The organism is Cellulomonas sp. P4_D11, from assembly GCF_056401915.1.
This window is the reverse complement of record NZ_JBFUIK010000060.1, coordinates 1-11,044: the sequence shown is the minus strand read 5'-3', so window position 1 is coordinate 11,044 and position 11,044 is coordinate 1. Positions and strand designations below refer to the sequence as shown.

Annotated in this window: 9 protein-coding genes; all 9 read right to left on the bottom strand. The window is 73.9% G+C overall.

Going from position 1 to position 11,044, the window contains the following annotated elements:
- On the bottom strand, window positions 1–837 hold an 837-nt coding region (gene pyrF / locus AC1DT4_RS19800; protein ID WP_477091470.1), incomplete at its 3' end, for an orotidine-5'-phosphate decarboxylase.
- On the bottom strand, window positions 834–4,172 hold the full coding sequence (gene carB, locus AC1DT4_RS19795) for a carbamoyl-phosphate synthase large subunit (RefSeq protein ID WP_477091469.1): 3,339 nt from the start codon (window positions 4,170–4,172) through the stop codon (window positions 834–836). The genes carB and pyrF, both read right to left, overlap by 4 nt.
- Complete coding sequence (gene carA, locus AC1DT4_RS19790; RefSeq protein ID WP_477091468.1) at window positions 4,172–5,329, bottom strand: glutamine-hydrolyzing carbamoyl-phosphate synthase small subunit; 1,158 nt, start codon at window positions 5,327–5,329, stop codon at window positions 4,172–4,174. Before carA ends, carB begins: the two co-directional genes overlap by 1 nt.
- Complete coding sequence (locus tag AC1DT4_RS19785) at window positions 5,326–5,859, bottom strand: PH-like domain-containing protein (RefSeq protein ID WP_477091467.1); 534 nt, start codon at window positions 5,857–5,859, stop codon at window positions 5,326–5,328. Before AC1DT4_RS19785 ends, carA begins: the two co-directional genes overlap by 4 nt.
- Window positions 5,856–7,178, bottom strand: coding sequence for a dihydroorotase (locus tag AC1DT4_RS19780; protein WP_477091466.1), 1,323 nt, complete (start codon window positions 7,176–7,178; stop codon window positions 5,856–5,858). Before AC1DT4_RS19780 ends, AC1DT4_RS19785 begins: the two co-directional genes overlap by 4 nt.
- Entirely contained in the window at window positions 7,175–8,194 is a 1,020-nt protein-coding gene (locus AC1DT4_RS19775) for an aspartate carbamoyltransferase catalytic subunit (protein WP_477091465.1), read from the bottom strand. The genes AC1DT4_RS19780 and AC1DT4_RS19775 overlap by 4 nt, the downstream gene beginning before the upstream one ends.
- On the bottom strand, window positions 8,191–8,781 hold the full coding sequence (gene pyrR, locus AC1DT4_RS19770) for a bifunctional pyr operon transcriptional regulator/uracil phosphoribosyltransferase PyrR (protein WP_477091464.1): 591 nt from the start codon (window positions 8,779–8,781) through the stop codon (window positions 8,191–8,193). The genes AC1DT4_RS19775 and pyrR overlap by 4 nt, the downstream gene beginning before the upstream one ends.
- A gap of 100 nt (window positions 8,782–8,881) precedes the next feature.
- Window positions 8,882–10,297 carry a pyridoxal phosphate-dependent decarboxylase family protein gene (locus AC1DT4_RS19765; protein ID WP_477091463.1) on the bottom strand — a complete coding sequence of 472 codons (1,416 nt, stop codon included), beginning with the start codon at window positions 10,295–10,297 and terminating at the stop codon, window positions 8,882–8,884.
- The coding region (locus AC1DT4_RS19760; RefSeq protein WP_477091462.1) for an MFS transporter at window positions 10,294–11,044 on the bottom strand (751 nt) is incomplete at its 5' end. The genes AC1DT4_RS19760 and AC1DT4_RS19765, both read right to left, overlap by 4 nt.

Here is an 11,044-nt window from a genome sequence, read left to right as displayed (position 1 = left end):
CGCGACGGTGGCCTCGTCGGCTCCCGCCCGCGCCGCGGCGCGCAACGCCGCGACGTCCGGGCCGGCCGCCAGCACGGCGCGCGACGACRACGCGAGCACCTGGTGCCGGGCCGGGCCGAAGACGGCCGCGAGGTCCGCTGCGCCGGCACCCTGAGCGCCCACCCCCGGGGCGAGCAGCGGGCCGTTGACGCGCGTGAGGTCGGTGCCGGTCCGCGCCGCCGCGTCGCCGACCGTCGCGCCGACCACGAGACCGATCGAGCCCATGGGCGTCACCCCGGCGTTCACGGTGGCCGCGTGCGCGGCCATGGCCGCCGCCACGCTCGCGCCGTCGGGGGTGCGCGCGTGCTGCACCTCGGGCCCCTCCGGGTTGGAGGTCAGGCACAGGACGAACAGCCCGCGTCCCGACGAGAGCGCGAGGTCGACGGCCGGGTCGAGCGAGCCGAACCCGAGGTACGGCGAGACGGTCAGGGCGTCGCCGGCCAGCGGCGAGCCGTCCCGGAGGAACGCGTCGGCGTAGGCGCCCATGGTCGAGCCGATGTCGCCGCGCTTGGCGTCGACGATCACGAGCGTGCCGGTGTCCCGACCCGCCGCGACCACCTCCTCGAGCACCGCGACGCCCGCCGACCCGTGCCGCTCGAAGAACGCGGCCTGCGGCTTGACCGCCGCGACCCGCCCGCCGACCGCCTCGAGCACGGTGAGCGCGAACCGGCGCAGCCCCGACGCGTCGTCGGGCAGCCCCCACGCCTCCAGGAGGCTGGTGTGGGGGTCGATGCCGACGCAGAGCGGCCCGTGGGCGTCCATGGCGGCCGCCAGGCGAGCCCCGAACGGCACGGTCATGCGCGGGCCGCCGCGCGCGCCTCGCGCCGCACCAGGGCGGCGGCGTCGTGCTCCTGCAGGCTGGTCACGCGGAACGGGCCGGCCTGGCGCGCCTCGATGGCCTGCACCGCGGCGCCGAGCTGCTGGACCGTGGTGACCATGGCCTTGTCGGCCGCGACGGTCGCCGCCCGGATCTCGTACCCGTCGGCGCGCGCGCCCTGGCCCGACGGGGTGTTGACCACCATGTCGACGGAGCCCTCGGTGATGAGGTCGACGATGGTCGGCTCCCCCGCGGCGCCCCGCCCCGCCGAGTACTTGCGCACGACCGTCGACGCGATGCCGCTGCGGTGCAGGACCGAGGCGGTGCCCTCGGTGGCCAGGATCTCGAAGCCGAGCTCCGCCAGCCGCTTGACCGGGAAGACGATCGAGCGCTTGTCCCGGTCCGCCACCGAGATGAACACCCGCCCGCCCGTCGGGAGGCCGCCGAAGGCCGCGTCCTGCGACTTGGCGAAGGCGGTCGGGAAGTCGACGTCGAAGCCCATGACCTCGCCCGTGGAGCGCATCTCCGGGCCGAGAACGGTGTCGACGACCACGCCCTCCTTGGTGCGGAACCGCTTGAACGGCAGCACGGCCTCCTTGACCGCGACCGGCGAGCCGAGGTCCAGGACACTCGCGTCGTCGACCGGCAGGATGCCCATGGCACGCAGGTCCGCGATCGAGCGGCCGGCCATGACCAGGGCGGCCGCCTTGGCCAGCGAGACGCCCGTGGCCTTGGAGACGAACGGCACGGTCCGCGACGCCCGAGGGTTCGCCTCGAGCACGTAGAGCACGTCCGAGACCAGCGCGAACTGGATGTTGAGCAGCCCGTGCACCCCGACCCCGCGCGCGATCGCCTCGGTGGAGAGCCGGATCCGCTCGAGCTCGGACGTCGAGAGGGTGACCGGCGGCAGCGTGCACGCCGAGTCGCCGGAGTGGATGCCGGCCTCCTCGATGTGCTCCATGACGCCGCCGAGGAACAGCTCGGTCCCGTCGAACAGCGCGTCCACGTCGATCTCGATGGCGTCGTCGAGGAACCGGTCGATGAGCAGCGGAGGCAGCGTGCCCGCGCGCCCCCCGTCGGCGGCGTTGTCCAGCGCGCGCTGTACGTACTCGTTCAGCTGGTTCTCGTCGTAGACGATCTCCATCCCCCGGCCGCCGAGCACGTAGGACGGGCGGACGAGCACCGGGAAGCCGATGCGGCGCGCGGTGTCGCGGGCGCCGGCCTGCGTGGTCGCGGTGCCGAATGCCGGCGCCGGCAGTCCCGCGGCCTCGAGCACCTTGCCGAACTCCCCGCGGTCCTCCGCGGCGTCGATCGCGGCCGGCGAGGTGCCGAGGATCGGCAGGCCGGCGTCGGCGAGCCGCTGCGCGAGCGACAGGGGCGTCTGGCCTCCGAGCGTGACGATCAGACCCTCGACCGGGCCGGCGGCGAGCTCGGCGGTGTAGACCTCGAGCACGTCCTCGAACGTCAGCGGCTCGAAGTAGAGGCGGTCGGACGTGTCGTAGTCCGTCGAGACGGTCTCCGGGTTGCAGTTGACCATGACGGTCTCGAACTCGCCCTTGAGCGCCAGCGCGGCGTGCACGCACGAGTAGTCGAACTCGATGCCCTGCCCGATTCGGTTGGGCCCCGAGCCGAGGATGAGGATCGCGGGCCGCGTGCGGGGGGCGACCTCGGTCTCCTCCTCGTACGTGGAGTAGTGGTACGGCGTGCTCGCGGCGAACTCGGCGGCGCAGGTGTCGACCGTCTTGAAGACCGGGCGCAGGCCGACCGCGTGGCGGGACCGGCGCACGGCGTCCTCCGACGTGCGGCGCAGGGTCGCGATCTGGGCGTCCGACAGGCCGTGGCGCTTGGCGTGCAGGAGCACGTCGCGGGTCAGGGCGTCGGCCGTGCGCGTCTGCTCGGCGACCTCGTTGATGAGCTGGATCTGGTCGAGGAACCACGGGTCGATGCCCGTGAGCTCGTAGACCCGCTCGAGGGAGACGCCGGAGCGCAGCACCTGCTGGACGTCGACCAGGCGGTGCTCGGTCGGCCGGGAGATCGTCGCGACGAGGGCCTCGAGCGCGTCGCCGGTCAGCGCGTCGCCGGCCCAGTGGAAGACCGACCCCTTCTTGTCGAGCGAGCGCATGGCCTTGCCGAGCGCCTCGGTGAAGTTGCGGCCCAGCGCCATGGCCTCGCCGACGGACTTCATGGTCGTGGTCAGCGTGTCGTCGGCGGCCGGGAACTTCTCGAACGCGAACCGCGGGACCTTGACGACGACGTAGTCGAGCGTGGGCTCGAAGGACGCCGGGGTGGAGCCGCCGGTGATGTCGTTGGGGATCTCGTCCAGCGTGTAGCCGACCGCGAGCTTGGCGGCGATCTTGGCGATCGGGAAGCCGGTCGCCTTCGAGGCGAGCGCGCTCGACCGGGACACGCGCGGGTTCATCTCGATCACGACGATGCGGCCCGTGGACGGCTCGATGGCGAACTGGATGTTGCACCCGCCGGTGTCGACGCCGACCTCGCGGATGACCGCGATGCCGATGTCGCGCAGCCGCTGGTACTCGCGGTCCGTGAGCGTGAGGGCCGGCGCCACGGTCACCGAGTCGCCGGTGTGCACGCCGACCGGGTCGACGTTCTCGATCGAGCAGACGACCACGACGTTGTCGTGCTTGTCGCGCATGAGCTCGAGCTCGTACTCCTTCCAGCCGAGGATCGACTCCTCCAGGAGCACCTCGGTGGTGGGCGAGTAGTGCAGGCCCTGGCCGACGATCCGGCGCAGGTCGGCCTCGTCGTAGGCGATGCCCGAGCCGAGCCCGCCCATGGTGAAGGACGGCCGCACGACGACGGGGTAGCCGAGGTCCTCGACGGCGGCGAGCGCGTCGTCGATCGTGTGCACGATCGCGGAGCGCGCGCTCTCGGCGCCGCACACCGCGACGACCTCCTTGAACTGCTCGCGGTCCTCGCCCTTCTGGATCGAGGCGATGTTCGCGCCGATGAGCTCGACGTCGTACTTCTCGAGCACGCCCGCCTCGTCCAGCGCGATCGCCGCGTTGAGCGCGGTCTGGCCGCCCAGCGTGGGCAGGATCGCGTCCGGGCGCTCCTTGGCGATGATCGTGGTGAGGATCTCGGTGGTGATCGGCTCGACGTACGTGGCGTCGGCGAACTCCGGGTCGGTCATGATCGTGGCCGGGTTGGAGTTCACGAGGATGACCCGCAGGCCCTCCTCCTTGAGCACGCGGCAGGCCTGCGTCCCGGAGTAGTCGAACTCGCAGGCCTGGCCGATGACGATCGGGCCGGACCCGATGACGAGGACGCTGCTGATGTCTGTGCGCCGGGGCATCAGGCGGCACCCTTCTCGTTGGTCATCAGATCGACGAAGCGGTCGAAGAGGTACGCGGCGTCGTGCGGGCCCGCCGCGGCCTCCGGGTGGTACTGCACCGAGAACGCGGGCAGGTCGAGCGCCTGGAGGCCCTCGACGACGTCGTCGTTGAGGTCGACGTGGCTGACGACGACGCGGCCGTAGCGGCCCCCGTCGTGCGGCGCGACGGACTCGCCGTCCAGCGGCGCGTCGACCGCGAAGCCGTGGTTGTGGGCCGTGATCTCGACCTTGCGGGTCGCGCGGTCCATGACCGGCTGGTTCACGCCGCGGTGGCCGTAGCCCAGCTTGTAGGTGCCGTAGCCGAGCGCTCGGCCGAGCAGCTGGTTGCCGTAGCAGATGCCGAAGAACGGGATGCGGCGGTCGAGCACGTCGCGCAGCAGCTCGATCTCGTGCGTCGCCGCCGCGGGGTCGCCGGGGCCGTTGGAGAAGAAGACGCCGTCCGGCTCGGTGGCCAGCACGTCGTCGATCGTGGCCGTCGAGGGCAGCACGTGCACGCGGATCCCCCGCTCGGCCATGCGCTGCGGGGTCATCGACTTGATGCCCAGGTCGACGGCCGCGACGGTCGCGACGTGCTCCCCCACCGGCTCGACCACGTAGGCCTCGTCGGTGGACACCTCGCCCGCCAGGTCGGCGCCGGCCATCGCCGGGGCGGCGAGCACGTCCGTCACCAGCTCGTCGTCGGGCCGGCGCTCGCCGTTCTCGTCCAGCAGGGCCGCGCCGGAGAAGATGCCCGCGCGCATGACGCCGCGCTCGCGCAGGTGCCGGGTCAGCGCCCGGGTGTCGATGGCGCTGATCCCGACGATGCCCTGCGCCACCAGGTCGTCGTCCAGCGTGCGGCGCGAGCGCCAGTTCGAGGCGCGGCGGGCGGGGTCCCGGACCACGTAGCCGGCCACCCAGATCCGCGTCGACTCGTCGTCCTCGTCGTTCACGCCCGTGTTGCCGATGTGCGGGGCCGTCATGACGACGATCTGGCGGTGGTACGACGGGTCGGTCAGCGTCTCCTGGTACCCGGTCATGCCGGTGTTGAAGACGATCTCGCCCAGCGTGGAGCCTTCGGCGCCGTACGACCGTCCCGTGAAGGTGCGGCCGTCCTCGAGCACCAGTACTGCGTCGGTCATGAGTTCTCCTCCTGCGCGGGCGTACCGCCCGTGGTCAGCTGCGTGAGTGCGTCGACGAGCCGCGCGCGGTCCGCGGCGTGCTTCGGTCGGACGCCCGTGTCCAGGCCGCGGGGGTCGGCGGCGTCCGCCTGCCAGGTGAGGACGACGACGCCCTCTCCCCCGACGACCTTGCCGGCCATCCCCGGGGCGCCCGTCGCGCCGCGGACCGCGGCGGCGGGCACGAAGAGGTCGGCGGCGCCCTGGCGGGTGATCCGCACGCCGGCGTCGAAGACCGTCACCTGCGCCGGGCTGCGCACGCCGAGGCCCTGCGCGGTGACCCGGTCGAGCCAGTCGCCCGCGCGCGTCGTCGAGACGTACGTGGCGTCCAGCGGGCCGAGCCGCACCGCCCCCGGGTCGGCCGGGGCCGCCGGCAGCTCGGGGACCAGCGCGGCCGATCGCCGGGTCCGCGCCTGCCAGCCCGCCCGCATGCCCCAGAACACGAGGAGCACGACGAGGACGAGCACGATCGTCGAGACGGCCTGCCGACTCACGAGGAGACCACGATGCTCTCGTCGCAGGCCGAGCCGTCCATGACGGTCGCGCGCCCGCGCAGGAACGTCGCGATGACGCACCCCGACAGCTCGCGCCCGCGGAACGGGGAGTTGACGCTGTGGGTGGCCTGCTCCTCGGGCACGACCACCCGGCGGATGCCCGGGTCGACCAGCGTGAGGTTGGCGGGCTCCCCCACCGCGATCGGGCGGCCGTGGTCGCTCACGCGCCCGATGCGCGCCGGCGCCGTGGACAGCACGCGCGCGACGTCGGCCCACGTCATCCGCCCGGTGTCGACCATGGTCTCCTGCACCACCGAGAGGGCGGTCTCCAGACCGGTCATGCCGAACGCCGCGGCGCCCCACTCGCAGTCCTTGTCCTCGCGCGTGTGCGGCGCGTGGTCGGTGGCGACGATGTCGATGGTGCCGTCGGCCAGGCCCTCGCGGACCGCCTCGACGTCGCGCTGGGTGCGCAGCGGAGGGTTGACCTTGAACACCGGGTCGTAGCCGCGCGCGAGCTCGTCGGTGAGCATCAGGTGGTGCGGCGTGACCTCGGCGGTGACGTCGATGCCGCGCGACTTGGCCCAGCGGATGATCTCCACCGAGCCCGCCGTGGAGAGGTGGCAGACGTGCAGCCGGGACCCGACGTGCTCGGCGAGCAGGACGTCGCGGGCGATGATCGCCTCCTCGGCGACCGCCGGCCAGCCGGCCAGCCCGAGCTCCGCCGACACGACGCCCTCGTGCATCTGGGCACCCTCGGTGAGCCGCGGCTCCTGCGCGTGCTGGGCGATGACCCCGTCGAACGCCTTGACGTACTCCAGGGCGCGCCGCATGACCACCGGGTCGTGCACGCACTTCCCGTCGTCGGAGAAGACCCGCACCTGCGCCGCGGACTCGGCCATCGCGCCCAGCTCGGCCAGTCGGTCGCCCTCGAGCCCGACCGTGACCGCGCCCACGGGGCGCACGTCGGCCCATCCGGCGTCGCGACCGAGCCGCCACACCTGCTCGACGACGCCGGCCGTGTCCTGCGTCGGCGTCGTGTTCGCCATCGCGTGCACGGCCGTGAAGCCGCCCATCGCCGCGGCGCGCGTGCCGGAGCGGACCGTCTCGGCGTCCTCGCGACCGGGCTCGCGCAGGTGCGTGTGCAGGTCCACCAGGCCGGGCAGCAGCACGAGCCCGCTGCCGTCGATGATCACCGCGTCCGGGCCTGCCTTCGCCTCGGCGTCGGGGCCGATCACCGCGATCACGCCGTCGGCCAGCAGCACGTCCGTGACGCCGTCGCCCAGCGGGCTCACGTCCCGCAGCAGGTAGTTCCTCGTCACGCGTCAGCGCCCTTCTCGTCGGTGTTCTTCTCGGCGCCCGCGGCGCCCGCTCGAGCGGGGGCGTCGCCGCCCGCGAGCAGCAGGTACAGGACGGCCATGCGGACGGCGACCCCGTTGGCCACCTGCTCGACGATCACCGCGCGTGCGGAGTCCGCGGCGTCCGCCGAGATCTCCAGGCCGCGGTTCATCGGGCCGGGGTGCAGCACGATCGCGTGCTCGGGGAGCAGGCTCAGCCGGCGCGCGTCGAGGCCGTAGCGGCGCGTGTACTCGAGCGGGCTCGGGAAGAACCCGCCGCCCGCGCTCGACATCCGCTCGCGCTGGACCCGCAGCATCATGATCGCGTCCGGCTTCTCGTCGGCGATCACCTCGTCCAGGTGGTAGGACACGCGCGCCGGCCAGGCGCCCACCCCGACGGGCAGGAGCGTCGGCGGCGCGACGAGGACCACCTCGGCGCCCAGCGTGTGCAGCAGCTGCACGTTGGACCGCGCGACGCGGCTGTGCAGGACGTCGCCGACGATCGCGACCCGCAGCCCGGCCAGGTCGCGCCCGGTGACGTCGCCGGGGCCGGCCAGGTGCCGCCGCAGGGTGTACGCGTCGAGCAGCGCCTGCGTGGGGTGCTGGTGCATCCCGTCGCCCGCGTTGATGACCGCGCCGTGCGTCCAGCCGCTGGTCGCCAGCGTGTGCGGCGCGCCCGAGGCGTGGTGCCGGATGACGACCGCGTCGGCACCCATGGCCTGCAGCGTGAGCGCCGTGTCCTTGAGCGACTCGCCCTTGGACACGCTCGAGCCCTTGGCGGAGAAGTTGATGACGTCGGCCGACAGCCGCTTGGCGGCAGTCTCGAACGAGATCCGCGTGCGGGTGGAGTCCTCGAAGAACAGGTTCACCACCGTGCGGCCGCGCAGGGTCGGCAGCTTCTTGATCTCCCGGGCCTGCGTCGCGGCCATCGAGCCGGCCGTGTCGAGGATGCGGACCGCGTCGGTCAGGTCGAGGTCGGCCGTGGACAGCAGGTGCTTCATCGCACCCCTCCCTCGATGAGGACGGCGTCGCGCCCGTCGCTCTCCTCGAGCAGCACGCGCACGCGCTCGCTGGTGGAGGTCGGCAGGTTCTTGCCGACGTAGTCGGCGCGGATGGGCAGCTCGCGGTGCCCGCGGTCGACCAGCGCGGCGAGCTGCACCGCGCGCGGCCGGCCCAGGTCGTTGATCGCGTCCAGAGCGGCCCGGATCGTGCGGCCCGAGTAGAGGACGTCGTCCACCAGGACCACGACCTTGCCGTCCAGACCGCCGCCGGGGATCTCCGTGGCGCCGATGGTCCGCGTGGGGTGCTGCGCGAGGTCGTCGCGGTACATCGTCACGTCGAGGCTGCCGACGAGGAGCGCCGGGTCCAGGCCCGGCTCGACGGCGACGAGCCGGTCGGCGAGGCGGCGGGCCAGCGGGAGGCCCCGCGTCGGGATGCCGAGCAGGACGACGTCGGCGCCGCCCTTGTTGCGTTCGAGGATCTCGTGCGCGATGCGCGTGAGGGCCCGGCTGATCTCCGGGGCGCCGAGGACCACGTTGGCGTCGTCGTCGACAGCATCCGTGGCGGGCGTGGGCGTGCCAGTGCTCATCAAGCAAACTCCTTCCCCGCCTCACAGGACGGGTCTTAAAGGAATGTCTCTCGAGCAGCCACCCTACCGCGCACGACGGGCGTCCCCGACGCGACGTCCGTCACTCGAGCGACGGGTCGATCGCCGCCGCGAGCACCTCGATGAGCAGGGGGTGGACGATCTCCCCCGGCAGCGCCTCGATGGTGGCCATGACGCCCGCGAGCTCGTCGGGCAGCCCCTCGGTCAGGACGCGTCCGGCGAGCGACGGGTCGGGCACGGCGGCCGGCCGGCCGCGCACGGCGTCGGCCGCGGCGGCGAGCGCCCCGACCAGCTCCTCGACGACCACCTGGGTGACGGCCGTGATCGTCAGGTGGGCCGTCCGCGGCAGAGGCGCGCCGCCGGGCTGGTCCATCGCGGGCTGTGCCTGGAGCAGGAAGCCGCGCCGGCGCACCTCGTCGATGAAGGTGAACGGGTCGACCCGCTCGGCCGCGGGCAGCGACTCGTCCGTGGCGAGGGCGATCAGCGGCCCGACCGGTGCGCCCACCACCCGCAGGCCACGGATGCCCGCCGCCGCGTCGAGCAGGCGGTCGGTGGCGCGGCGCGTCGTCGCGACGAGGTCCGCCAGACCGTCCGTGCCGAGCACCTCGAGCACGGCCCACGCGGCGGCCATCGACCCGGCCCCCCGCGAGCCCAGCATCGTCGGGTTGACCACGGGGTAGCCCGGCCACGCGGTCGTCGCGAAGTACTGCGCGCGGTGCCGGTCGCGGGCACGGTAGAGCACCACGGAGGCGCCCTTGGGGGCGTAGCCGAACTTGTGCAGGTCCGCCGAGATCGAGGTGACGCCCGGCACCGCCAGGTCCCACGGCCGCGCGACGTCGCCCCACCAGGGGAGCACCCACCCGCCGACGCACGCGTCGACGTGGCACGCGACCCCGCGCTCGGCCGCGCCGGCGGCGACCTCGGCCACGGGGTCGATCGCGCCGAACGGGTAGCTCGGCGCGCTGACGACGACGAGTGCCGTCCGCTCGTCGACCCGCGCGAGGACGTCGGCCGCGGTCGGCGTGCCCGTCGCGGGATCGACGGCGACCGGCACGACGTCGAGGTCGAGGTAGTGGGCGGCCTTGTGGAACGCCGGGTGCGCCGTGGTCGGCAGGACGAGGGTCGGCCGCGCGTGGACGCGTGCGGGGTCGGCCGCCCGCCACAGGTCGCGCGCCGACTTCACCGCGAGCATGCAGGACTCGGTCCCGCCCGAGGTGATCGACCCGACCGTGTCGGCGTCGCCGTGCAGCACGTCGCGCGCGAACGCGACCAGGCGGCGCTCGAGGGCCGCCACCGACGTGAACGTCGTCGGGTCCAGGCCGTTGACCGGCAGGAACAGCCGGACGGCCTCCGCGGCGACGGCGTCGAGGTCGGCGCGGCCCGGGTCGTAGACGTAGGAGAGCACGCGGCCGCCGTGCGTGGGCGGGTCGGCCGCGCGCAGGGCGGCCAGGTCCGCCAGGACGTCCTCGGGGGTACGGGCACTCTCGCGGCTGTTCACGGCTGCGACTCCTCGGGGGTGGGCGCGGCGGTCGCGTCGACGACGGCCTCCGACAGCGGGTAGCGGGACAGCGGCAGCAGGCTCGAGAACGCGAGGGCGGCGGGCAGGACCGAGAACGCGATCGTGATCCCCAGGAGCGCGGACGAGGGCTGGGTGACCACCTCGTCGCCCGTCCGGGAGACGAACCCCGTCGCCGCCAGCATGCCGAGCACGAGGGTCGGGCCGAGCGCGAGCCCGGCCGTCTCGCCCGCCGTCCAGACGCCGCCGAGCACGCCCGCCCGGTCCTCGCCGCGCTGGCGGGCGTCGACCGCGACCACGTCCGGCAGCATGGCCAGCGGGTAGAGCTGCATGCCGGCGTACGCGAGGCCCGCGAGGGCCACGGACACGTAGACCCAGCCGCCGGGCGCCCAGCGCATCGGCAGCAGCGACAGGGCGGCGACCGCGAACAGCGAGGTGGCGCCGACGAGGGCCGCGCGCTTGCCGACGCGGCGGGAGATCCTCGTCGCGAGCGGCATGACGAGCAGCGCCGGGCCCACGAGCGCGACGAACAGGAACGTCACCGCGCCCTCGGAGCCCAGCGTGTAGGTCGCGACGTACTGGGCGCCCGCGAGCATCGCCCCGGTCGCCAGGGCCTGCAGCACGAAGGTCGAGAGCAGCCGCCGGAACGCCGGGATCTCGCGGAGCGCCGCCGACCCGCGCCGCAGCGCGTCGCCGCGCCGCTCGGGGCGGGGACCCACGGGCTGCTCC

Coding starts and splice junctions, on each gene's coding strand:
- carA (WP_477091468.1), bottom strand. CDS start 5,329: ATGACCGACGCAGTACTGGTGCTCGAGGACGGCCGCACCTTCACGGGA.
- pyrR (WP_477091464.1), bottom strand. CDS start 8,781: ATGAGCACTGGCACGCCCACGCCCGCCACGGATGCTGTCGACGACGAC.
- carB (WP_477091469.1), bottom strand. CDS start 4,172: ATGCCCCGGCGCACAGACATCAGCAGCGTCCTCGTCATCGGGTCCGGC.
- AC1DT4_RS19775 (WP_477091465.1), bottom strand. CDS start 8,194: ATGAAGCACCTGCTGTCCACGGCCGACCTCGACCTGACCGACGCGGTC.